Genomic DNA, 23154 nt, shown 5'->3' with positions numbered 1-23154 from the left:
TATAGCCAGTTTGGCATAGCTCTTCGCCTTTTGTGAACGTATACAAATCATGTGTTTTAGTACTCTTTTACCAAGTTGATTCTAATTGACTTATTGTAGTGAAAAGTGTAATTGGAGTTTGCCTATTATAAGCCTTAAGTTCCTTGTGACAGTGCCGAATTGTCCAATGTGGGATTCGAGGTTTAATAGTCTTCCGGAGGGGCCTGCTTGGGTGAGACGGTAGCCGAGATACTGAGGTTTCTTTCCGATTATTTCGGCGAAGATTTCAAGTCATATTCCCTATCCCTCGCGGAAAAACGGGTCGCCGAGCGGGTCGCACAACTCCGCCTGCCCGACCCGGCGCAGTACTATCAACTTCTGCAGAGCGATCAGGGCGAACCCGCCTACCTTTCCCGCATGCTGCGCATCAGGTTCTCAAGCTTCTTCAGGGACCCGCTTCAGTTCGAACTGCTGAGGTCCCAGATCACGTCCAGCCTGCTTCCGGTCTTGTCACAGGTAGGCTTTCTGCGCGCCTGGTCGGCAGCCTGCGCCGGCGGAGAGGAAGCGTGCTCGTTGGCGATCATCATCGACGAGACGCTGCAACTGCTGGATGCGCACCCAAAGGTGCAGATCTTCGCCACTGACGTCGCCGAAGACGCCCTGGCGGAGGGGCGGGCGGGATACTATGGCCGCGGCAGCCTGGCCGGTGTCAACCTGAAGCAACTCGACACCTACTTCACGGCCGAAGGCAACGGCTACCGTGTCGCACCGAAGCTGTTATCCATGATCAGCTACTGCCGTCACGACCTCCTCGATCCCCATACCTTCGCTCCACCGGAGTCCCTTTTTGGCGGCTTCGATCTCATCTCCTGCCGAAACTTCCTCATGTATCTCGACCCGCAGGCGTATCTCAGGGTGTTCGACAACCTGTTCCGCGCCCTGAACCCGGGTGGCGTGCTGCTGTTGGGCAAGGCGGAAAGCGTGCCCGAGCGCTATCACCAGCACCTGGTCCGGATCTACGAATGCGGCAACCTGTACCGCAAACAGCAGGCTGGGAGGTGCTGATGCGTGCCCTGGTTCGATGGCTGGCTGCAACTGTTTTCCTTTTTCTTTGCCTGTGCGCCTGCTCCCGCAAGGAGAGCGATGGCACCAGCGCCAAGGAGAAACACGCCGCGGCAAGGTACGCGTGGTATAGCTTCGGTGGCGACGACGTGATCGACATCGGGTCGCAACCGCTCACCCTGCCGGAAGGGGCAGTTGCCGAGCTCGTGTCCCGTGATACCGTCCTTGCCTCGCGGTTGGCGGCATCCGGCACCACGGTGCGCGTGCACCCATTCTTCAAGGGGAGGGATCTCGCCCAGTTTCTTGCCAGCGGCAAACTGCAGGGGGGGATCTTCGCCGACATGCCGGCGCTTACCGCCGCCGCCACCAGCGACGTCGTCTGCGTGGCGCTCATGAAGGAGGGGTTTGCCAGCATCATCTCGAAGAAGGCAATGCTGACGCGCGACCTGAAGGGAAAGCGGGTTGCCACCGGCGTGGGGTCCGCGGCGCACTTCACGCTCCTGAGCGCGCTGCAAAACGAGGGGCTGACCGAGAAGGACATCCATCTGGTGCCGATGGAGGTGAGCGAGATGCCCCAGGCGCTGGCCGAGGGGACCATCGACGCCTTCAGCGCCTGGGAACCGACGCCGACCCTGGCCTTTGCCGGTCACCCCGAATTCCACCTGGTGCACAAGGGGGTCAGTTACGGCTTTCTCTGCCTGCGCGGCGACTTTGTCCGCTCCCACCCGGAGCAGGCTCGGGAATTGGCCGCCGCGGTAGCCCGTGCCTGCGGTTACATGCGCTCCCCCAAGGAGCTGGAACAGGCCGCCGGCTGGACCGCTGCATCTGCGGCGAAACTGCAGGGGGCGCCCTACCTGCTCTCCAGGCGCGCCATGACCACGATAGTACGTAACGACCTGCTCAACGTACCCGGTGCGCCACGCATCCCGGCAGGACTCCTGGACGAAGAGGGGCTGCTCTACAAGAAATTCACCTTCCTGAAACGGATCGGCAAGATTCCTGAGTCCACGCCATGGGCCAAGGTGCGCGGCTCTTTTGACATTGAAATGATGCGGCACGTCATGACCGAGGGGGACAAACTCGCCCTGCAACGGTTCGACTACCGCAACTCTGACCCATCGGACGGTGCTAAATGAAAAGTAGGATGTTGCCGACGCTGAAGGGGCGTCTGGCGTTCTGGTTCACCACGATCTGCCTGGTCCCGCTGGCTGTGCTTACCACCGCCATTTACACGCAGCGGGTCCAGCTGGCCACTGCCTTGATGCTGGACAAGCTTTCTGCAGTCACTGCCCTGCGCCAGGACCAGATCAACACCACGCTGGACAACCTGATCAGCGACGTGTCGACGCTGGCCTCGGGAAAGTCGGTGCTGGTCGCGGCGCAGGCGCTGGCCGTCAACCCCGCAGCTTCCACCTCTGCCGCTGCCGCAGACAGCCTCGCGCTCCTGCGCGGTTACCGCGACGAGTTCGAGCCGGTCGCTGACGTCTCCATCGTGGGGGAAAACGGCGCCATCCTGCTCAGTACCGACCAGGCGCGGATGGGGGGACGCATCGTCAGGCCGGAGATGCTGGGCAGCGTCCTCAATGACTCGGCGCCGGTGATCGGTGACCCGTACCTGCTGGGGGGGGAGACGAACGCGAGCCTCGATATTGCCGCTCCGGTCAAGAAGGGTGGTGGCGACCGGGTCAGGGCCGCGGTCGTGGTGCGCTACAACCTGCGCAAACTGCTCGCCGTCACGCTGGAGAACAGCACCGGTATGGGCCGCACCGGCGAAGTGGTGCTGGTAGACCGCAACGTGCGACCGCTGTTCGAGCTGCGCGGCATCCCCAACGCGGTGCTCAAGGTGAAGCTGACCGGTAAGTCCTCCCTGATGGCGGCGGGAGGGCAAAGCGGCATCGCCCAGACTACCGACTATCGCGGCGTCAATGTCCTTTCCGCCTACGCGCATATCCCGCGCACCGGGTGGGGCCTGGTGTGCAAGCAGGACTCCGCCGAGGTCTTCGCGCCGATCCGGCGCGCGCTCTACGTTACCTACGGCATTGCCGCCCTGATCTCGCTTTTGGTGTGGCTTTTCGCCCTGAGGCTGGCCCGCGGCATCAGCGCGCCGCTGGTCAAGCTCTCCGAGGCCGCCACCGAGCTGGGTGTCGGTCACTACGAAGCCCGCATCGAGCCGGAAGGGACCCTGGAGCAGGTTTCGCTGGCCGGCTCCTTCAACGCCATGGCGGACACGCTGCAGCTAAAGATGGCGGCGCAAGAAGGGCTGGCGCGCCTCTCAGAGCACCTGGTCGACGTGGTAAGCCTTGAGGGATTTTTCAAAAAGCTCCTTCCCGTCTTCGTCGAGGTCACCGGTGCCAGGATGGCGGCCGCGTTCGTGCAGGAGAGCGACGGCGACCACTTCACCCCGGCGTACGCCATCGGGGCCGACTCGGCCCGGATGCGCCGCTACAGCAGGGCCCAGCTCGAGGGGGAAGTGGGCATCCTCCTTACCACACGCCGGATCACGCGCTTCGCGCCCGCACCCGACGGCGAGGGACTGCGCTTTGTTACCCCGTTCGGCGAGGTCGCCCCGGCCGAGGTGATCACCGTGCCGGTGGAGGCCGACGGGGAGCTGCGCGCTTTCCTTTCGTTGGCCTGTGAACACCAGTTCCCGCTTTGGGTGCACGACACGCTGGAGATGGTCCGGGTGCCGCTAGGCTCCGCCTTCTCGAGGGTGGTGGCGGCCGAGGACGTGCGCCGGCTCGCCTCGGAGTTGGCGGTAAAGAACGCAGAGCTGGTGCAGCAGTCCGAGGAACTGGTGCAGCAGTCCACCGAGCTCGCGCAGCAGTCCGACGAATTGGCCCGGCGCAACCAGGTGCTGGACCAGCAAAAGCAGCTCCTGGAGGAGGCGACCCGCCTGAAGAGCGAGTTCCTCTCCAACATGAGCCACGAACTGCGCACTCCGCTCAACTCGGTGCTGGCGCTGTCCCGGGTGCTGGCGGTGCAGGCGGCCCAGCGCCTGTCCGAGGAGGAGCGTGGTTACCTGGGCATCATCGAGAGAAACGGCAAACACCTGCTCTCCCTGATCAACGACATCCTGGATCTCGCCAAGATCGAGTCGGGGCACCAGGACCTGTTCATGGAGACGGTTGACCCGGCCAAGGTGTCCGCCGAGGTGGTGGACAGCCTCGCCGTGCTCGCCCGCGAGAAGGGGATAGCGCTCGCGCTGGTTGCCTCCGAGACGCTGCCCCAGATGCGCATAGACGTGAAGAAACTGCGCCAGATGCTGCAGAACCTGGTGGGCAACGCGGTGAAATTCACGGCGCAGGGGTCGGTCACGCTGCGCCTGGAGACGCGGGGCAAGGAGATCTATTTCGAGGTCAAAGACACCGGCATCGGCATTGCGCCGCAGTACCTGGAAAGCATCTTCCACGAATTCCGCCAAGCCGACGGTTCCACATCGCGCTCCTATGAGGGGACCGGCCTCGGCCTCGCCATCGTCAAGAAGAGCGCCCTGCTCCTGGGCGGGGACGTCGAGGTCGCCAGCGAAGTAGGGCGGGGCTCCGTGTTCACCCTGCGCCTACCCCTGGAATGCGCAGCTCCCGCGGACCGGGGGACGACCGGCGCGGCGGCAGCGCCGGAACAGGCGTGGCGGCCGCCCAAGGCGCCGGGACGATCGGTGCTGGTGGTGGACGACGACCCCGAGACCGTTTCCCTGATCACCAATCACCTGGCGCAGGCCGGATTTGGCACCCTGAGCGCCCTGAACGGCAGCGACGCCCTGCGCCTGGCACGTGCCAACCGTCCCTTCGCCATCACCCTGGACATCATGATGCCCGAGATGGATGGTTGGGAGGTCATGAGGGAACTTAAGGAACATCCCGATACCGCCGATATACCGGTTATGATCATTTCCCTCTCCGAGGACCGCGCCACCGGCATCGCCCTGGGCGCGGTCGGCGTCATCAGCAAACCGGTGGGCAAGGAAGAGCTCATGGAGGCCTTCGCCCGGCTGACCGGCGTGGGGTGCCGGCTGGTGCTGGTGGTCGACGATAACGAGTACGACCGCTGTTTCCTGGCCTCACTGTTCAAGGAGAAGGGGCTCGACGTGCTCATGGCGGACAGCGGCACGCAGGCGCTGGGTCTCGCCGTTGCCGACCACCCCGACCTGATCACCCTGGACCTGCTCATGCCCGGCATGGACGGCGCCGAGGTTCTGGACCGGCTTCGGTCCAATGCCTGCACCGCCGACATACCGGTGGTGGTGATCACCTCCAAGGAACTCTCCCACGCCGAGTTGCAGCGCCTCTCCAGCGGGGTGAACGCGATCATCTCCAAAAACGGCCTGGAGCGCCAGGCCGTGCTGGACGACCTGGTCCGGAGCCTGGAGCGCCTGGGGTGGCGGCTCCCCGAGCGGGACGCCGGCCAGGGTGCCAGGATCCTGATCGTGGAGGACAGCGAGGCCGCGACCGTGCAGCTGCGCTTCGCCCTCGAGTCGGCGGGGTACCGGGTCGACGCCGTTTCCGGGGGACGGTACGCGCTCTCGTACCTGAAGTCCCACGTTCCCGACGGGATCGTCCTCGACCTGATGATGCCCGAGGTGGATGGCTTTCAGGTGCTGGAGGCGGTGCGCGCCAACAGCCTCACCGCCGACGTGCCGGTGATGGTGATGACCGCCAAGACCCTCTCGCCCGGCGAGTACGACCGGCTCAGGGCGCTCAAGGTGCTCCAGTTGGTGCAAAAAGGTGACGTCGAGCTCCAGGAGCTCTTGCAGCGGGTCTACGAGATGCTGGGGAGCGTGAGCGTGTTCCGCCCCGGAAGCGAGGTGGCCTGCGCCCCGGCCGCCCCGGGGCATGATCCCGCCCCGTGGCAGGGGGACGGCTCGCTGCTGGTGGTGGAGGACAACCCGGACAACATGGTCACGCTGAAGGCGACGCTGGGAGGGAAGTACCGCATCGTGGAAGCGTGCGACGGGGCGGCAGGTCTCGCCGCCGCCAAAGCCGGCCGGCCGTCGCTGATCCTTTTGGACCTGCACCTGCCGGTGCTGGACGGGTTTACCGTGCTGCAACGGCTCAAGGAAGACCCGGCCACCGCTACCATCCCGGTGGTGGCGCTCACGGCGAGCGCCATGGCTGGGGACCGCGAGAAGGTACTGGCGGCTGGATGCACCGCCTACCTTTCTAAACCGTATCAACCCGAGGAGTTGCAGGAGCTGGTGGCGTCCTTCGTCGCCACCGTCGGGAACGCTCCCCTGTAAAACGCGCAGCGGCCATCCCGAAAGGAACCATTGAGCATGAAGCTTCTTGCTATCGACGACAACCAGGACAACCTGCTCACTTTGAGCGCGCTGATGAAGACCTTTCTCCCCGAGGCGCAGCTCATCACCTCGCAATCGGCGCAGGACGGCATCCGCAGGGCGGGGATGGAAGCCCCGGACACGATCCTGCTCGACATCCAGATGCCGGGCATGGACGGCTTCGAGGCCACCCGGCGCCTGAAGGCTTCCCCTGCCACCCAGCACATCCCGGTCATCCTGGTCACCGCCCACAGAAGCGACTCCGCCTGTCGCGTGATGGGGCTCGAGTGCGGCGCAGACGCCTTCCTCTCCAAGCCCTTCGACGAGGCGGAGCTGGTGGCCCAGATCAAGGCAATGGTGAGGATCAAGCGCTCCGAGGACGCGCTGCGTGAAGAGCGGGATTCCCTGGAGGCGCTGGTGCAGCGTCGCACTGCCCAGTTGTCGCAAGCATACCAGGAACAAAAAGAACACCTGGAGTTGCTGGCGCAGAACGAGGCGCGCTATTCGCGCGCGGTGCGCGGCACCAGCGACGGCCTGTGGGACTGGGACCTGGTCAGCAACGAGTATTACTATTCCCCGCGATGGAAGGAGCTTCTGGGCTTCGCCGACGACGAGCTGGAAAACCGGCCCGAGACCTTTTTTTCCCGGGTGCACCCCGACGACCTCCCCGAGGTCCAGGAGGCACTGTGTGCGCACTTTCTCGGGCAGACCCCCTTCGACCTGGAGCTCAGGCTGAGGACCCGGGGCGAAGAATACCTGAGGGTGTGCTGCCGCGGCCAGGCGGAGTGGGACGGCGCCGGGGAACCGGTCCGCATGTCGGGCGCGATTACCGATATGACTGAGCGGCAGCTGATGGAGGAGCAACTGCGCCAGGCCCAGAAGATGGAGGCGGTGGGCCAGCTTGCCGGCGGGGTCGCACACGACTTCAACAACGTCCTTACCGTGATCGCCGGTTACGCCAACATCCTCAAGATGGATCTCATCCCGGAGAGCGACCAGCACGGGCTTGCCGAGCAGATCGTGGCAGCCGCCGAGCGTGCCGCCCAGCTTACCCGTGGCCTGCTCGCCTTCAGCCGCAAGCAGGCCATGAGCCCGCAGCGCTGCGACTTGGGCGACATCGTGTGCCATGTCGAGCAGTTCCTGGGACGCGTCATCGGCGAGGACATCCAGCTCAAGACCGAAATCCTGCCCGAGCCGTTGCCGGTTCAGGTCGACCTGGCCCAGATCGAGCAGGTGCTGATCAACCTGGCAGCCAACGCCCGCGACGCCATGCCCGGGGGAGGTGTCTTCACCATAGCCACCGGGATGCGCGAGGGGGGCGGTCACGGGGTGGGGGGGACGGCCGGGCCGCATGCGGTGATCATCGTCGCCGACAACGGGGAGGGCATGGACGAGGAAACGAGCCGCAGGATCTTCGAACCGTTCTTCACCACCAAGGAGGTGGGGAAGGGGACCGGGCTGGGCATGGCCATCGTGTACGGGATCGTGCAACAGCATAAGGGGAACATCACGGTTAGTAGCAACCCTGGGCAGGGGACGGTGTTCACCATCGAACTCCCCCTGGTCGAAGCGGGGGCGGCGCTGCAACCGGTCGCGGCGCAGACGACTTCGCCCCAGACCGGCTCAGAGACCATCCTGGTCGCCGAGGACGATCCCAACGTGCGCAGCCTGGTGGACATGGTGCTGAGCAGGCACGGCTACCAGGTGATCCTTGCTGAGGACGGCGAGGAGGTCGTCCACCGCTTCCGGGCTGAACAGGACGGGATAGAGCTGGTGCTGATGGACATCATCATGCCCAGGAAAAACGGCATCGAGGCCTACGCCGAGATCAAGAAGATTCAGCCCGAGGCGAAGGTGCTGTTCACTTCCGGCTACACCGCCGACTTCATCCAGAGCCGCGGCATGAAGGAAGGGGTGGAACTGATCATGAAACCGGTGCAACCGATGGAACTGCTGCGCAAGGTGAGGGAGGTACTGGAGCGTTAAATGTCCCGCCGCGATAAGAGTACGTGAAACTCCCGGCTTTTGTCACCGGAGTGTATCGCTGATATCATCGCCTAATTCAAGCCAGGACCCTGCCAGTTTTAATGGGGGCCCGGCATCCTAATCCTTAGCCAAGTACGGACCAAAAACGGCCGCATCCCTTTCGGGAGCGGCCGCCTTGTTGTACAGATAAACCGGTGACGCTAGCTGAAGTCCCTGGCGTTGATGACCACGCCGCTGCGCGTGCCGTGGATGCTGGACCAGTATGCCTGGGCCACCTGTTGCGCCGGCATGCCGCCTGAGGGATCCATCCCCAGTGCCTCCAGGGTTTCCTTCACCCATGGAGGGCTGACCACGTTGATCCTCAGGTTGCGGGGCAGTTCCAGTGCCGCTGCCCGCACGAACCCTTCCAACCCCGCGTTGATCATGCTGATCGAGGTGCTCCCCGGCATGGGCTGATGGCTCAGGATGCCGCTGGTGAGGGTGAAGGAGCCGTTGTCGTTGATGTAGTTCATGCCCACCCGGACCAGGTTTACCTGCCCCATGAGTTTCCCCGACAGGCCGGTCTGAAAGTCCTCGTCGGAGAGTTCCGCGAGCGGACCAAAGTGCGCCACACCGGCGGCGCAGGCCATTGCGTCGAACGGCCCCACCTCCCGGAACATCTTTTCGATGGACTCCTTACTGGACATGTCAACCCGGTGATCGCCGCTTCTGAAGGCGACTTTGACCACCTCGTGCTCGGTGGCAAGCAGCTTGGCTACGGCCTTGCCAATGGTCCCCGTTGCTCCTACCACTATGATCTTCATAAGCCTGTCCTCCCGTGTTTTGCGCTGTGGCGTCCCCGGGCTCGACGGGCAAAGCCCCTCTAGAGGCCGAGGTACAGCGTGAAGTATATCTGATCTTCCCCGCCTTTGTTGAAACCGTGGGCATAACCGAGCGCCGGGGTCACCTTGACCCAGTACCCCAGGGTCACGTCTGCGCGCAGTTCCAATCCCGCGCCCACCCTGGTCTCGTCGCCGCGGAAGGACCGGTGGTTGTCCCAGACCTGGCCGGCGTCCACGAAGAGTGCCCCGTGCAGCTTCTCCGCGAAGGCCGGGACGGTGCCGAAGCCGCGCAGGGGGTACATGATGGGAGCGCGGTACTCCAGGGTGCCGGTGGCGATGTATTTGCCGGCCATGGAGCGCACCGGGTAGCCGCGCAGGGGGTACTTGTTCAGGTCGGAAGGGGGACCTCCCATCTGGAAGGCCTGTTGCCCGTACTGCAGGTCGCCGTCGGCGAGGGCGCCGGAAAGGCGCAGGTAGAGCACCTGGTGCCGGGGCGACTGCAAGGGGAGGCGCAGGTACTCCTGGTAGGTGGCGCTGTACTCGGATAGGTTGATATCGCTTCCAAGGTCGCGCGAATAGTAGCGGTACAGCAGCGAGACGCGCCGTCCTTCTTCGGAGCTGACCGAATAGGGGTATTTGAGCACGTCGTCGAAGTCGATGCCGGCAAAGACGTTATCGCGGCGTCCTTGGAAGACGGGGACGCCGTAGAGGGTCCCGTCGGGCCGCAGGGTGCTAAGCGCCTTCTGGTCCGCAATTTCGTAGCCGACCAGCAGGCGGTAGTTGGACTCAAGCCGGTTGATCGGGATGGATGCCTGCACCGTAAAGGCCTGGTTCAACTCCCAGTAGTCGTTGCCGTTCTGGTACAGGTCGGCGTACAGGTAGGGCTCAGCGTGCGCCTGCAGGGTCAAGGTCGGGTAGAAGGAGTCGTTATTGTAGATGAGGCTGTAGTATCCCCGCTTGCGTTGGTCGCTGTAGGCCGCGCTCAGGGCGTAGCTGTGGTAGCCGAGGACATCGGCGCCAGCGGTGAAGGCACCGACCACGGCACCATTGGGACCGTCGACGTACAGGCGCGGGAGCCAGAAGCGCGGCGCGAGGGTGGGGAGGGGGGTGTAGTTCTCTGGCGCGGTGCTGGTGGTGGAAGCTTCCAAAACCTGGAAGGTCGGGGAGGACTGGGAAACCTGGTCCGGCGCAGACGGAGCTGCCGCGGCAGAGGTCGCAGAGGCGGTAGAGGCGGCGGCTGGCTGCGACGTGGTTGCCGGAAGCGCGCGGGTCAGGGGGAGGGAGGGACCGCGCTGCTCACGCCACTGGGTGCGGTCTACGCGCATCTGGGCAATCTTGAAACCGCGCGAGGTATATCTCGCCAGCAGCAGACGGGTGCCGTCGGGCGAGGGCTCGGGCTGCAGCGCACCGGTCAACAGGTGGCTTACCTGGTAGCTCTTGCCGTCGCGCAGGTCGTAGGCGAAGACGTTGAAGACACCGGTCTCGTCGGAGACATAGTAGATGACGGACGCATCGGGAGCCCAGGCGGGGTAGGCGAGGGTGTTGCCCGCAGTGACAAGGGTACGGTCCGACTTCTGAACCAGGTCGTAGATCCTGAGAGTGCTGGTTCCGGCGTTGTCGGTGAGGACGTAGCAGATGGCACGGCCATCGGGAGAGAAGCGCGGGCCGGACACGCGCTCTTGAGTGTAGGCGGTGAGGGGCAACGGTACGACTTTTCCACCCTGCACGTCGTTGATCAAGACCAGGTTTTGGCTGCCCCGACTGCTGGCGACGGCGATGAAGGACTTGCCGTCGGGGCTCACCTGGACCTCGCCCAGTCGCTGGCCCTCGGTAAGCCGCCTGGTGCAGTCACGCTCCAGGTCGTGGACGTAGAGATCCTGGTACAGGTCAAAGCCGCGGGTCATCTCGGCCTGGGTGAAATAGATGCTCCTGCCGTCGGGGGACCAGCTCAGGATACCATCGGATAATTGGCGCCTGAACTCTGCCACCTTACGCCCGGCGGCATCGGTAACGACGACGCTGGAGTGGTCGTGCGGATCGCGCCTGGTGAAGGCGATGCGGTTGCCGTCTGGGGAGAAACGCGGTGCCGCCAGGTTCTCGCCCGCGTCGTAGATGTCCGTCAGCTGGGTGAAAGGTTGCCGGGACAGGATGGCAATGCGTGCGGCCTGCTCCTCCCTGAGCGACACGGTCATGTCCCGGTACACCTCACGGTACGTTTTACCTTGGAAGTTTTCTTTGGCCGGGCTGCTGATGGTGTAGGGGAAGCGCCCCGCGTGGCCGAGAGCTAGTCTCCCGGCCACGTCGTTGCCGTAGGTCTCAGCTATATAGCGCTGCAGGCGGTAGCCGTAGATGTACGGGAGATGCCCAGAGGGCCAGTCGGGCACGTCGCCGTTGATCTGGTCCACCGTGGGCAGGTTATCCTCGGCGACTGCGCTGCGGAAGATCATGTCGTAGTAACTGCTCTTGCCGCGGCCCTGCCCGGTGTACTTGGTCTCGGCCCAGGTCGCCATCCCCTCGTGCCACCAGCGCGGCAGGAAAGTATTGGGGGGCGCGGTGACCAGGAACAGCAGGACAGACAGCGGGTCCATCCAGGGGAGGGGCTTGCCGAAGATGGTACGGGTGACTTTCGAGTAGCCGCGTGCCGGGTCGGCGGAAACGATGTGCGCGAACTCGTGGGTGAACAGCGTCCTGAGCCAGTCGTCGTATTCACCAAGCGTCGAGGAGACGCTGGGGGGAACCACCTGGAGGTAGATCGTGTTGTAGGGGATGGTGATGGCCAGGCCGTTGGTAAAGTCGCTGTCGTCGATCAGCACCACCTGTGTCTTTTCGGCAGGCCGCCACTGGAACTCCCGGGTCAGCTTGTCGTAGATATCTTCGGCCATCCCGGCGGCCTTGCCGGCCACCCCTTCCAGCCCCTGGTGGTAATGGATGGCGAAGTGCTTGGTCTCGACGGTGGAATACCGGAACGAGGTGTCGAACTTTGCGGCATGAGAGACGGATACCAGGCATAACAGTGCGACGACAACAAGACATAACGATTTCATGCAGTTCCTTTACAAACGGTAGAGATGGCGACAACGGGGAAGGGGCTATTCCAGCCCGACCAGTTCCCTCCCCTTGGGATATTCGATGACGAGGTCGTACGAAATCTTCTTTTTCTCGGAGAGTGCCAGGTCCACTTTCCACACCAGGGTCCCGTCCTCCTTGGTCTCCGAGGGCTTCGGGGCAGCGTCTTCTACCGTGACCTTGATCTCGGCGTTACCCGGGAGCGGTTGCTGGTCCTTGAGGGACACGGTGACCAGACGTTGCTTGAAGTTCTCGAGTTCCATGGTGACGTGGTAGGTGACGCTGTTGCCGCTGATGATGCCCCCTTTCTTCTTGACCCGCGCCACTTCGCGCTTCACTTTTACCTGGTCGTCACTGCCGAAGTAAAGGTCGAACTCTTCGCCGGAAGCAACCGTCTTCAGGCGGCTTTTACCGACGAAGGTGGCGTCGTTGAAGATGCTGGCCTCGCCGGCCAGCAGCGGGAACGGGGTGCGGTTGACCACGGTTGATTTGAGGTAGACCCGCGGGGAGAGCTTGGGCACCGTCACGTATTCCGCGCTGACGGGAACGGTCTCGGCGGCGACGACGCTGGTGGCGCGGGTGCCGTCGGTGGGAACGTCCACCGGTTGCGCTACCTGGAACTGGACCGAAGTCTGTCCCTGGCCGACCTCTGCCGGCACGAAGCCAGCCGGTTCCATACGATCCTCGGCGGGCGTTCTCTCGAAGGTCGCTTCGGGAGGCGGGGGCGCGGCAGGTGCTGCGGCGCCGACCGCCATCTTGCTACGGGAGAGGTACGGCATTGGGCGCGGGGGCTCGTAAAAGGAGACGCGCCACGGCGACAGTTCTGGCGCGCCACCACCGGAGGCGGGGCTCGCGGTGGAGAGGGTGAGCCTCACCTGCGGCCAGTTTTCGCCGCTCTTTTGCCACACCTGGGCGCGGTAGGTAAGGAGGGCGTCCTTGCCGTCCGGGGCGAGGCGCACGTCGTAGCTCGGCGCCCAACTTGCCTGGGCCACGAGGTAGGTGAGATCGAGGTCGAAATTCATGTCCCGCTCCGCCTCGATGGCCACCTGGACCGAGCGCACTTCCTTCAGGGGCTCCGCCCGGTACTGCTCCAGTTGCTTTTTCAGGGCGGAGATCTGCTCCTGGATGGGTTTTTTGGCGGCCTCGGCGTCGTAGATTTCTTCCTCTATCTTGCCAGTATTGTCACCCACGAAGCGGACGGCTTCGGAGAGTTCGCTCGTGGTTGGTTTGCCGAGAGAGAGTTCCTTGGAGATGCGCTCACCCCAGCCGACGCGAATGGAGTCGACGAACGCGCGCTGGGCCGCGAGTGCCTTGCGCCGCGCCTCGATCGCTTCCACCTTGCGGTTCAGCCGGGCGATTTCATCTTCAAGCTCGCGTACGCGCTGGTCCTTGCTGCGGTCCAGGAAGACGTTCTTGACCGTGATCCCGGCAATGCGGGCGCGTCCGGTTCCCTTGCCTTCGGCGCGAAGCGATTCCTCGGCCATCAACTGCGGCAGGTTTTCCAGTGTCACCAGGTTGGTGCCTGTCTTGAGCGCAACGGTTGCCTGGCGGGTCACCTGGGCCGTGTCGGAATAGACGGTCACCGAGGTGATCTTGGAAGGCGCGGTGATGGCGGTGCTCTGCGCCGCGAGGGCGAGTGACGAGCTAAGAAGCAGCAACAGGGAGAGGGGGATCATCCTCATGTTCATAGGAAACCTCGGGTGCTCATTGGTTAACGTCCCCCTTTGCAGCGGGGGGAATGCTGGGGGGGCGTGCGGCGGTTGGCAATCAGCATCTGCCTTTCTTCCCAGGTCCTTCTCTGACCAACCGGGTTGCAAGCGGGGAGTGGCAAGATTGTCTCCGCCGGCTATTTCTTCTTGGACGCGTAGCTGTAGTACTTCAGCTTGATGTTCTCCCACATCACCAGGCGCTCGCCCAACAGGGTCATGACCCGGACCTCTCCGTCCTGGGAGATCACGAAGCCTAGGCTGCCTGGGTTCTGGCTGCAGTAGCGCATCATGGAGCGGTGCCGGGTCCCGAAGTGGTTGTAACTCACCGGACGTTGCTTAGCCTCGCTGCCGAATCGATCGGTGGCGATGAAGACCTGGTCGGGCTCCTGCCAGTTCTTTATCTCCACGCCGTAGCCGCGCACCACCAAGTTCGGGTCCATGACCACCAGTCCGTCCACCCTCGTCAGCAGCGCGATGAACCAGATGACGCCGTCAATTTCGTTCTTGTTGGCCCGCAATTCCTTCTCAAGGCGCCGCAGCTGTTGGAACTGGTCCGCGGAGAGCTCCTTTAGGCGGGCCTCGCCGTGGCCGAGCAGGTGCCGCTCCAGGTAATCGGACTTGATCTTGGTGACCGCGTTGGACTGTAGCGAGGTGGGGAGCCGGTCGTAATTGATGCCGTACTTCACGTTGAGGTCGTCCGGAGTGATCTGCGGCGTGATCAGGATGGCACCGCCATTCTTGATCTTCTGGATCCTGAGCAGGATCCGGCACAGCACGGAGATCCACTGCTGGGCGTGCAACTCGTCGCCGGCCCCCGGGGCCTGGTAGATGTCGTCGGGGATATGGCTGCGCACGCCGTGCAGGAAGCGGTCGATGCCCGGAGCCAAAAGCTCGCGTACCGGCCCTTCCCGGAACAGGTCCAGCGAGTGACGGACTAACTCGTTCACCCTCAATTCAGCCACCTTCTCGTAACGCATATAGACCGCGATGATGCCGATCCCCTCGACGCTGGCCTGGAACACGCCGGGGCGTTCCACCTCAACCTCGGCGGAGCGGTTCAGGAACTTGTGGAAGCGGTTTTGCTGGTCAACGAGGCCCCAGATGTAGAGCTGGTCCAGTTGGTCCGGCCAGATCACGAAGGAGGACGTGCGCAGGTCGGTGGACTTGGCGATCTTGACCACGTTGGAGACGGTGAAGGGGATCGGGTCGGCGAAGGGGATATAGCTCCAGCGGTCACGCGCCGGATTGCGGGGCGGCTTTGGGTCGGGCTGGCTCGGGTCCAGAAAGACCATGTGGAACAGTACCGGCTCCGACTCCTCGGTGCGGAGGCTGGAGTAGTACATGGTCTCCATGAGCTCGGTGATGACCTCGTCGTCGGGCACAGCGGCCTTGCGCTTGCGCAGTTCGGTGCAGACGAATTCAGCCAGGTGGCGCGGGGTCTTGTTCTTGATCGGCATGGCCGGCGGCAGCCCTCGTGGTTCGGTTACTGTTGCGGGTACTGGGCGAGCTCCAGCAGGATTCCCTCCGGCCCGTGGAAGTAGATGAGTTTTTTCCCGGTCTTCTGCCAGACCTGCACCTCGCCGATGAACTGCACACCGTGGCCGCGCAGGCGTGCCACCTCGGCTTCTATGTCCGTGACCGCGAAGGCCAGGTGGCGCAGGCCGATGCGGTTGGCGATGCCAGTCCCCGCATCGGGCTCGCCGCTCGCGTCGAACTGCAGCAGCTCGATGGAAAGATCGGAAGACGGGTGGTGCAGCGCAGTGAACCTCCCACCCGCGCAACGCACACCGGTCAGCTTCTCGAGAAAGTCGGTGTCGAGGTCGGAACTGATGCCGGTAGTAAACCCAAGCAGGACAAAAAAAGAGGTCGCCGCTTCCAGATCGCGTACCACGATGTTGAGATGGTCAATGCGAGATATCATGAGAGCCTTGTACGCCGCCGCAGGTGCGACAGCAGGGGGGTGGATTGTTAATGAGGATAACAAGGTTTCGCCGCTACGCAACGCAGTATCTCCGACGACTTACCGTCCGTTGTCTGCAGCCGTGGCGCCCATTTTCTATAGCGCGTCCGTGACGGCAAGTCAATGAGAATGGTTTCAGTTAATCAAGTTGTCTCGAGAGGGAGCAGCCCGTAGTGCAAACCAGAGCACCGTATACTACCCATGACGCTGTAAGTACCAAGGATCACGACTGATTACTTTAGTCTAGTACAGTGATGGGTAATGCATTATTTTTTGTTGACTGTTTTGGTTTGATTTTGTATGGTTGCCAAAAGCGCACAGCGCCGTGATGTATGTTTGGCTTACCAGGGGGAGCACCATCAATGAGGATTGACCAGAAAAAAATGCGGGAGCTCGTCACCCGGGCCGTCCCGTATTCCCCCGAACAGCTGCGGCGTGAAGCCAACGTCTTTTTCGTGGGGGGGGATCTCCCTGAGCGGCAGACCATAGAGACGCTGTACGAGAGTCATTACCAGAGCAACGCGGCGCTCTTTCACCTCACCTTCGGCAACGAAGATCGCTTTGTCCAAGCCGAAAGCCTGGCCCGGCAAATCAAGAAAAACTTCAACGCCTACCTTGTGGGCAGGGTCGATTATGGCGCCTCGCAGCGAGCCGTGGAGCGTGCCTATGCAGCCGGCGTCGACATCCTCGACATCCCGCTGCACGTGTATGATCATGCCCGTCCCAGGGAGTTCGGCTCGCAACTGGAGGAGCGCATCCGTTCCCTCAATTACGCGCGTACTGTGTTCCCGCGGTGGTCGGTGGTATCGTCGCTCGACGCAGGGAGCGAGCCTGCCGATTCAACCGTGGCCGGCATCGATGCACTACTGGAGCGAGAAATCGTGCCGCTGGTGCAGCTTACCGCTGATGCAGCCGCTGTCCCGGCCGAGCACCTCACCAAGGTTTTCCAGCACCTGCAGCGCGGGTGGCTGCAGAACAGGGCGCTGATTAAGCCCCTGATACCTCTCGTTTATCTGATTTCCCCCTTCGCGCCCGCCGCGCCCAAGGGGATCCTGCGGGGGGTCATCGACAGCATCGAGGACCGCAGGCTCCTGGCCGGTTCCGACCTGCGCCGGTTGCTGCGCGTCAAAGAAGTGGCAGAATCTTACGAATCCTCCGGGCTCTAATTAGGGAACCGGTCATTGAAATTGAGCAACGAGGGCGCCCGCCAACAGATGGAATCTAAGCACTTCCTGGACAAACCGCTTAAAATCGACAACCGCCCCTTGTGGCTTATCGTTCTGGACCGCACAGCGCGCTACCAGGTCATGGCCGCGGTCGCGCTGGTGATCGGCGTCCTGATCCGCCTGGCACCGCCCGAAGGGCTTACCGTGGAAGGGTACCGCTCGCTGGTGCTCTTCGGCGCCACCGTTTTCTTCTGGATTTCTGGACTGCTGCCGATTGCCGTTACCGCGCTGCTCTCCATGGTGATGCTGCCGCTTTTGGGCATCATGGACGCCAAGAAGACCTACTCCATGTTCGGCAACGAGTCGGTGTTTTTCATCCTGGGCGCCTTCATCCTCGCTGCCGCGCTGACCGGGACCGGTATCTCCGCCCGTATCGCGCGCGCCATGCTGGCCAGGTTCGGCAGGACGCCGGCGCGGCTTGCCCTGACCGTCTTTTTGCTGTCCGCCTTTCTCTCCTTTATCATGAGCGAACACGCCGTAGCGGCCATGCTCTTTCCGGTGGTGACCGAACTGGCCACGGCACTGAAGCTTGAAAAGGGGAAGAGCAGCTTCGGGCGCCTGCTGTTCATGTCCATGGCCTGGGGGTGCATCATCGGCGGCATCGCCACCTTCCTGGGCGGCGCGCGCGCGCCGCTTGCCGCCGGACTGCTCAGGGAGGCCACCGGGCTTCATTTCAGCTTCGTCGAGTGGTCCACCGCGGCCTGCATGATCGTGTTGCCACTGCTGGTCCTGGGGTTCGTCATCCTGCTCAAGTTCTTCCCCCCCGACCTGGACGACGTTGAAGTGGGACTTAAGTTCCTCAACGGCAAACGCCTGGAAATGGGGAAGATCAGCTACGACGAGATCCTCACCGCCCTGGTCATGGCCGTCACCGTCGCCGGCTGGATGTTCCTTGGTGAGAAGACCGGGCTGGCAGCCATCGCCATTCTCGGGGCGGCCGCGCTGTTCACCTTCAAGGTGATCTCCTGGCAGCTGATCGAGGAGTACGTCAACTGGGGCATCATCCTGATGTACGGCGGCACCATCGCGCTGGCCTCGGCGCTGGAGAAGACGGGGGCGGCGGTGTGGGTGGTGAAAAAGGGGATGGGTGACCATGCTCATGCGCCGCTGGCTGTGATCGCGGTGATCTCGCTGGTGGCCATCCTGGTAACGGAATGCATCAGCCATGCGGCGGTGGTAGCGATCCTGATGCCGGTGGGAATGGGGCTGTGCCAGACCACGGGGATGGATCCCAAGGTGATGACGCTCTCCATCGCGCTCCCTGCGGGGCTCGCCTACTGCCTTCCCATGGGTACCCCGGCCACCGCCATCGCCTACGCTTCAGGGTACCTCAAGAGCCGGGACATCATTGTGGCAGGCGCCGTGGTAATGGCTATCTCGTGGCTCTTGTTCATGGGGAGCGTCGTGTTCATCTGGCCCGTGCTCGGGCTGAAGATATAAGAGGAAAGCGTGATATCCAAGAAAACGAAGTACGGCCTGAAGGCCTTGATATACCTTGCGCAAAAGTACGACCGTGGGCCGATACTGATCGCGGACCTGGCCCGAGACGAGAGGATTCCAAAGAAGTTCCTGGAGAACATCCTGCTCAACCTGAAGAACTGCGGCATTCTGCAGAGCCGCAAGGGGAGGGGAGGGGGGTACTACCTGGGGCGGCCGCCGCATAAGATCACTTTCGGACAGGCGATACGCATCATGGAAGGGCCGCTGGCGCCGGTCCCATGTGTCAGCGAGATGGCCTACGCAAGGTGCACGGAGTGCGGCAACGAGGCGACCTGCGGTATCAGGCTGGTCATGAAGGACGTGCGCGACGAGATGGCGCGCATCCTGGACGGCACCACGCTCGCGGACGTGCTCAAGAAGGTGGAGGAGGCAGGGGCGCGGCAGGAGGATGTGCTGGATTTCTGCATATGATGTTGAGGGTAGAGCTGCTAAAATCCCCCCTGTCCCCCCTTTGCAAAGGGGGGGACGTTAGGCTCGTGCAGCGCTTTGTAGGGTAAGTCCTACATGGTTCGTGAGTTCTCCGAACAACGCTTCGATGGGGACGAAGGTTCACCTGTAACAGGTAGAGGGGGCAACGCTTCCTCGACTTCTGTGAAGAATCATCCGACGTGGGCACTCTGAGAAAGGCGGCGCTATGAAATACGATGTCGTGGGACTGGGCGTCTGCACCATGGACCTGCTCATGGTGGTTGATGAACTGCCGGGAGGCGAACTAGTACAGCGGGCACATGCCTCGGCCCTGGCCGGGGGAGGCCCGGTAGCCACGGCGCTGGTTGCACTGGCGCGCCTGGGCGCGCGCACCGCGATGCTGGACCTGGTGGGCGACGACCTGATCGGCCGCATGATCGTCGAGGAATTGAAAGCGGAAGGGGTGGACACGGCGGGGATGGTCATCGACGCCGGCAGCACGTCTTCTCAGGCAAGCATCCTGGTCAGACAGCGCGACGGCGACCGCGCCATCACCTTCGCGCCGGGGACCTCCGGCGAACTTCCCTTTGAAAAGCTAAATCTGTGCATGATCCGGGAAGCGAAGATCCTGCACCTGAACGGGCGGCACTGGCAGGCCTGCCTAGAGGCGGCCCAGGTGGCGCGGGAAGCCGGTGTGCTGGTCTCCTTCGACGGCGGATCGCACCGTTTCCGTCCGGAACACTGCGAACTGCTGCCGCTGGTGGACATCTGCATCGTTGCCGAGGAATACGCCGAGAGCTGCACCGGGGCATCGTCACTTGAACAGGCGGCGCAGGCGCTTCTGCAGTACGGCCCCAAGGTGGTGGGGATCACCAGCGGGACGCGGGGGAGTTTTCTGCTATCCCGTGACGGCAAGTTTTTTCATCAACCGGCGTACCCCGTCGAGCAGGTGGTCGATACCACTGGCGCCGGAGACGCCTACCACGGCGGCTTTCTCTTCGGGCTTGCCCAAGGGCTTTCCCTTAAGGAGTCGGCCCGCTACGCCTCCGCCGTCGGCGCCTTGAACACGGCCGCCTTGGGCGGCCGCGCGGCTCTACCCACTTTGTCCCAACTCAAGGACTTCCTTGACCTTCGCGGCTAGTGCTTTGCCGGCGCCGGCCGCTGACCCGCCCAGATACTCCACAACACCAGCACCCCACCAACAATCTGCAGGGGCGTGAGGCTCTGCCCCAGCACCAGGAATCCGAGCGCCGTCGCCATGACCGGGCTCAAAAGCCCAAGCAGGGAGACTGCAGAAGGCTGCAAACGCTTAATCCCCCAAAAGAAGATCATGTAGGTAATACCGGTGCCGAAGATGCCCAGGTAGGCATACCCAATCACGTTCTTGACGGTCAGGCTGATAAGCGGCTCTTCGAAGAAAAGTGCGAAGGGGAGCAGGAACAGGCCGCCGAAGACCAACTGCCACCCGGTGAAGGCGGCGATGGGGAGAGGCGTTGCGGACCAGCGTTTAGTGAGCACGGTGCCCAGGGCCATGCATCCAGCCCCGGCGAAGGCCGCGGCGAGGCCGATGGCATCCAGCCGGGCGGCCGGGGTGAGCACTAATAGCGCGACGCCGATGACGCCGGTGCCGGCTGCGATCCAGGCAAGGCGCGTGGGGGTACTGCCCAATAACGGCCGGGAGAGCACGATGACCGCCAGTGGCTGGGTCGCAATCACGGTTGCGGCCACCCCACCGGGGAGCCGGTACGCAGCGATGAAAAGGAGCGCCTGGAAAACACCGATGTTCATAAGGCCCAGCAGCAACAGCCGCCCCCACCACTCTTCCGTTGGGGCGCGGCGCTGCAGGGCGATCATGACCAGGCCGATGGGGAGCACCCGCAAAAGTGCCGCGGTGAGCGGGTGGTTTGGGGGAAGCATCTGCGTGGTCACGATGTAGGTGCTGCCCCAGATACAGGGGGCGATCGCAGTGACGAGGGAGGTGCGCAACAGGTGCCGGTTCTGGTCGGTTGTCATGGTTTGTCTACTCTGGTGTGTCGTCGCTTCGCTCAGATGAACTCCTCAAAGTAGTCCAGATCCTTGTGGAAGGTTTCGTGCAGCCGCGATAGCGAGAAGAGCGCGATGACCAGGGTGAGCACGCCGACCACGATGGCGCCGGTCTCGATGCCGAGGCTCTTGCGCGCCACCTGGAACAGCATGGTGATGGGAATGGTCATGCCGCGCACAAAGTTGGGGACCGAGGTGGCAACCGTGGCGCGCAGGTTGGTGCCGAACTGCTCGGCGGCGACGGTGACGAAGATGGCCCAGTAGCCGATGCCGAAACCGAGCAGACAGCAGATGGCATAGAAAGCACCGGCGCTGACCCCGGAGGCGGAGAAGTAGACGGCTACGGCGACGACGGTGATGAGCAGGAACAGGAGCACCACCTTCTTGCGGCTTTGCAACAACTGGCTCAGCACTCCGCTGGCCAGGTCCCCGCCCACGAGGCCGAGGTAGCAGTACATGACCGCGTTACCCGCGCTGATCGACCCCTGCACGTTGAGCACCTTGGCGAACTCGGGGGAGAAGGTGATCAGCACCCCGACCACGAACCAGGAAGGGAGGCCAATCAGGATCGAGTGCAGGAAGCGCCCGAAGCGGTCCCGCGAGGTGAACAGGGCCAGGAAGTTCCCCTTGGACATCTCACGCGACTCCATCCCCTTGAACATGCCGGATTCCGCCACGCTGAGACGGAGCACCAGGAGCATGAGCCCGAGCACGCCGCCGATGACGAAGGCGGTGCGCCAGTCGAACTGCTTAGCGACAAAGTTGGCGAGGATCGCGCCGGAGACGCCTACCGTGGCTACGATCATGGTGCCGTACCCCCTGATGGAGCGATGCAGCACCTCGGAGACCAGCGTGATGCCGGCGCCCAGTTCGCCAGCCAAGCCGACGCCGGCCAGGAAGCGGAGCAGGGCGTATGCCTCGATGGAGTGCACGGTGGCGTTGGCGAGGTTCGCCAGCGAGTAGATGAAGATCGAGCCGAACATGATCTTTAGCCGTCCCTTGCGGTCGCCGAGGATACCCCAGAGAATCCCCCCCAGCAGCATGCCGGCCATCTGCATGTTGAGCAGGAACACGCCTTTGTCGATTAGTTCCTGTCCCGCCAGACCGATCCCCTTGAGACTCGGCACCCGGACGATGCTGAACAGCACCAGGTCGTAGATATCGACGAAGTAGCCGAGGGCGGCCACGATCACCGGGAGGCCCAGTACCTGCCGCAATGTGGCCTGTGAGTTAACGCTCGTGGAAGTCATACTGTCTCCGTATTCCGGTGTTTCCTACCGTTTCGCGGGGGATCTTGCCGACATCGGGTAGCGTGTTGAGCGGCTTCAGCCCCACGGCCGTGGCTGCCCGCGCCTGGTCCGGAGCGATCTCGAAAATGGTGATGCGGCCGTCCGGTGTGCGGCAGACCGCGGCGCGAGATGCTTGCTTGCCGGGGTGTTCGAGCATCGGTATCTCCATGGGACGCCCTTAAGAATTTCGTTTTAATACACCGGTAGCTGGCGCAAAGTCAATGATGAATAGATGGCTAGCTGGCGGAACCAGCATGCTGAGGCTGGGGGAAGAGAAAAGGGGAAAGAAGGCGGGAGTGTGTACTCCCGCCTGGGGGTGATGAGGTTATTGCTTGGGCGGCGTTGGGAACAGGATATAGGGACCCTTGGGTTCCTCGCCCGGCGGTACATAAGTGGGCGCCGCATCGCCCCGCGCCCCCGCCGCTTTGACATAACGGTAGATGGCGCGCAGGTCCTCCTTGGACATTGCGCGCAGGTCGTACCATGGCATGGGCGGTCGGGTCTCAGTGCTCCGGGCGAAGTCAATCCATTGCCTTTCCGACATCTGCGGGATGAACGTCCTGAGGTTGGCGGGGTAGGTGGTGCCCCACGGGCCTTTCCACCCCAGTTGATCACCGGTGAGCCAATGCTCCTCGGCGATCTTGCCGGTCCCCAAGGCATAGCCGCTCGTGTGACAGTCGTTGCACCCCCCTATGCGGACCAGGTAGCGCCCACGCTCGATCGCTTTGCTATCCGCCGTTTTGCCCTGTGCGGCCAACGAAGAGTGTGACGAGGCTAGCATCGCCAGTGCGGCCGTTACAGTCATCAAGGTTCGCAGTCCCATAATATTTCTT

At 63.1% G+C, this 23154-nt stretch carries 17 protein-coding genes; 8 read left to right on the top strand and 9 right to left on the bottom strand.

Annotation, left to right across the window (positions count from 1 at the left end; translation table 11 throughout):
- Positions 1-207: 207 nt before the first annotated feature.
- From K7R21_RS06975 to K7R21_RS06960, 4 genes are read left to right on the top strand one after another with little or no spacing between them, the layout of a single operon-like run.
- Positions 208-1044 carry a CheR family methyltransferase gene (locus tag K7R21_RS06975; RefSeq protein WP_224982548.1) on the top strand — a complete coding sequence of 279 codons (837 nt, stop codon included), beginning with the start codon at positions 208-210 and terminating at the stop codon, positions 1042-1044.
- A complete protein-coding gene (locus K7R21_RS06970; RefSeq protein WP_224982547.1) occupies positions 1044-2177 on the top strand; it encodes an NrtA/SsuA/CpmA family ABC transporter substrate-binding protein in 1134 nt (377 codons plus the stop codon). The genes K7R21_RS06975 and K7R21_RS06970 overlap by 1 nt, the downstream gene beginning before the upstream one ends.
- The gene (locus K7R21_RS06965; RefSeq protein ID WP_224982546.1) at positions 2174-6274 is read left to right on the top strand and encodes a response regulator; all 4101 of its coding nucleotides are present in this window, start codon (positions 2174-2176) and stop codon (positions 6272-6274) included. The genes K7R21_RS06970 and K7R21_RS06965 overlap by 4 nt, the downstream gene beginning before the upstream one ends.
- A gap of 36 nt (positions 6275-6310) precedes the next feature.
- A complete protein-coding gene (locus tag K7R21_RS06960; protein WP_224982545.1) occupies positions 6311-8299 on the top strand; it encodes a response regulator in 1989 nt (662 codons plus the stop codon).
- Between the two features lie 200 nt (positions 8300-8499).
- Here the strand turns inward: K7R21_RS06960 and K7R21_RS06955 are convergent, their stop codons facing one another.
- The 5 genes from K7R21_RS06955 to K7R21_RS06935 form a co-directional block, all read right to left on the bottom strand.
- Positions 8500-9102, bottom strand: a complete 603-nt coding sequence (locus K7R21_RS06955; RefSeq protein ID WP_224982544.1) for a short chain dehydrogenase — start codon at positions 9100-9102, stop codon at positions 8500-8502.
- A 59-nt stretch (positions 9103-9161) separates the two neighbouring features.
- On the bottom strand, positions 9162-12164 hold the full coding sequence (locus K7R21_RS06950; RefSeq protein WP_224982543.1) for a BamA/TamA family outer membrane protein: 3003 nt from the start codon (positions 12162-12164) through the stop codon (positions 9162-9164).
- Between the two features lie 45 nt (positions 12165-12209).
- Complete coding sequence (locus tag K7R21_RS06945) at positions 12210-13874, bottom strand: mucoidy inhibitor MuiA family protein (RefSeq protein ID WP_224982542.1); 1665 nt, start codon at positions 13872-13874, stop codon at positions 12210-12212.
- A 158-nt stretch (positions 13875-14032) separates the two neighbouring features.
- Positions 14033-15352, bottom strand: coding sequence for a putative sensor domain DACNV-containing protein (locus K7R21_RS06940; protein ID WP_224982541.1), 1320 nt, complete (start codon positions 15350-15352; stop codon positions 14033-14035).
- 26 nt (positions 15353-15378) lie between these two features.
- Positions 15379-15816: a VOC family protein gene (locus K7R21_RS06935; protein ID WP_224982540.1), complete on the bottom strand. Its 438-nt coding sequence runs from the start codon at positions 15814-15816 to the stop codon at positions 15379-15381.
- Between the two features lie 401 nt (positions 15817-16217).
- Between K7R21_RS06935 and K7R21_RS06930 the strand changes: the two genes are divergently transcribed.
- The 4 genes from K7R21_RS06930 to K7R21_RS06915 all read left to right on the top strand — a co-directional run bounded on the left by K7R21_RS06930 (position 16218) and on the right by K7R21_RS06915 (position 20130).
- Positions 16218-17021 carry a hypothetical protein gene (locus K7R21_RS06930; protein ID WP_224982539.1) on the top strand — a complete coding sequence of 268 codons (804 nt, stop codon included), beginning with the start codon at positions 16218-16220 and terminating at the stop codon, positions 17019-17021.
- Positions 17022-17069: 48 nt separating this feature from the next.
- Positions 17070-18521: a DASS family sodium-coupled anion symporter gene (locus K7R21_RS06925; protein WP_224982538.1), complete on the top strand. Its 1452-nt coding sequence runs from the start codon at positions 17070-17072 to the stop codon at positions 18519-18521.
- A gap of 9 nt (positions 18522-18530) precedes the next feature.
- Entirely contained in the window at positions 18531-18992 is a 462-nt protein-coding gene (locus tag K7R21_RS06920; RefSeq protein ID WP_224982537.1) for an RrF2 family transcriptional regulator, read from the top strand.
- A 223-nt stretch (positions 18993-19215) separates the two neighbouring features.
- Positions 19216-20130 (top strand): carbohydrate kinase family protein, encoded by a 915-nt coding sequence (locus K7R21_RS06915; RefSeq protein ID WP_224982536.1) that lies wholly within the window; start codon positions 19216-19218, stop codon positions 20128-20130.
- Here K7R21_RS06915 and K7R21_RS06910 read toward each other — a convergent pair.
- The 4 genes from K7R21_RS06910 to K7R21_RS06895 form a co-directional block, all read right to left on the bottom strand.
- Positions 20127-21002, bottom strand: a complete 876-nt coding sequence (locus K7R21_RS06910) for an EamA family transporter (protein WP_224982535.1) — start codon at positions 21000-21002, stop codon at positions 20127-20129. The genes K7R21_RS06915 and K7R21_RS06910 overlap by 4 nt on opposite strands.
- Positions 21003-21034: 32 nt before the next feature.
- A complete protein-coding gene (locus tag K7R21_RS06905; protein WP_224982534.1) occupies positions 21035-22282 on the bottom strand; it encodes an MFS transporter in 1248 nt (415 codons plus the stop codon).
- Complete coding sequence (locus K7R21_RS06900; protein WP_224982533.1) at positions 22263-22490, bottom strand: hypothetical protein; 228 nt, start codon at positions 22488-22490, stop codon at positions 22263-22265. Before K7R21_RS06900 ends, K7R21_RS06905 begins: the two co-directional genes overlap by 20 nt.
- 156 nt (positions 22491-22646) lie before the next feature.
- Positions 22647-23144: a hypothetical protein gene (locus tag K7R21_RS06895; protein ID WP_224982532.1), complete on the bottom strand. Its 498-nt coding sequence runs from the start codon at positions 23142-23144 to the stop codon at positions 22647-22649.
- Positions 23145-23154: the final 10 nt, after the last annotated feature.

This window comes from Geomonas agri, from assembly GCF_020179605.1.
Classification (GTDB): Bacteria; Desulfobacterota; Desulfuromonadia; order Geobacterales; family Geobacteraceae; genus Geomonas; species Geomonas agri.
The sequence above is the reverse complement of the archived record's forward strand: the minus strand, read 5'-3'. Positions and strand labels throughout refer to the sequence as shown.

What these genes read in the sequence shown, in the direction of transcription:
- K7R21_RS06970 (WP_224982547.1), top strand. Translation starts at nt 1,044, where the DNA reads ATGCGTGCCCTGGTTCGATGGCTGGCTGCAACTGTTTTCCTTTTTCTT.
- K7R21_RS06965 (WP_224982546.1), top strand. Translation starts at nt 2,174, where the DNA reads ATGAAAAGTAGGATGTTGCCGACGCTGAAGGGGCGTCTGGCGTTCTGG.
- K7R21_RS06960 (WP_224982545.1), top strand. Translation starts at nt 6,311, where the DNA reads ATGAAGCTTCTTGCTATCGACGACAACCAGGACAACCTGCTCACTTTG.
- K7R21_RS06955 (WP_224982544.1), bottom strand. Translation starts at nt 9,102, where the DNA reads ATGAAGATCATAGTGGTAGGAGCAACGGGGACCATTGGCAAGGCCGTA.
- K7R21_RS06950 (WP_224982543.1), bottom strand. Translation starts at nt 12,164, where the DNA reads ATGAAATCGTTATGTCTTGTTGTCGTCGCACTGTTATGCCTGGTATCC.
- K7R21_RS06945 (WP_224982542.1), bottom strand. Translation starts at nt 13,874, where the DNA reads ATGAACATGAGGATGATCCCCCTCTCCCTGTTGCTGCTTCTTAGCTCG.
- K7R21_RS06940 (WP_224982541.1), bottom strand. Translation starts at nt 15,352, where the DNA reads ATGCCGATCAAGAACAAGACCCCGCGCCACCTGGCTGAATTCGTCTGC.
- K7R21_RS06935 (WP_224982540.1), bottom strand. Translation starts at nt 15,816, where the DNA reads ATGATATCTCGCATTGACCATCTCAACATCGTGGTACGCGATCTGGAA.
- K7R21_RS06930 (WP_224982539.1), top strand. Translation starts at nt 16,218, where the DNA reads ATGAGGATTGACCAGAAAAAAATGCGGGAGCTCGTCACCCGGGCCGTC.
- K7R21_RS06925 (WP_224982538.1), top strand. Translation starts at nt 17,070, where the DNA reads ATGGAATCTAAGCACTTCCTGGACAAACCGCTTAAAATCGACAACCGC.
- K7R21_RS06915 (WP_224982536.1), top strand. Translation starts at nt 19,216, where the DNA reads ATGAAATACGATGTCGTGGGACTGGGCGTCTGCACCATGGACCTGCTC.
- K7R21_RS06910 (WP_224982535.1), bottom strand. Translation starts at nt 21,002, where the DNA reads ATGACAACCGACCAGAACCGGCACCTGTTGCGCACCTCCCTCGTCACT.
- K7R21_RS06905 (WP_224982534.1), bottom strand. Translation starts at nt 22,282, where the DNA reads ATGACTTCCACGAGCGTTAACTCACAGGCCACATTGCGGCAGGTACTG.
- K7R21_RS06900 (WP_224982533.1), bottom strand. Translation starts at nt 22,490, where the DNA reads ATGGAGATACCGATGCTCGAACACCCCGGCAAGCAAGCATCTCGCGCC.
- K7R21_RS06895 (WP_224982532.1), bottom strand. Translation starts at nt 23,144, where the DNA reads ATGGGACTGCGAACCTTGATGACTGTAACGGCCGCACTGGCGATGCTA.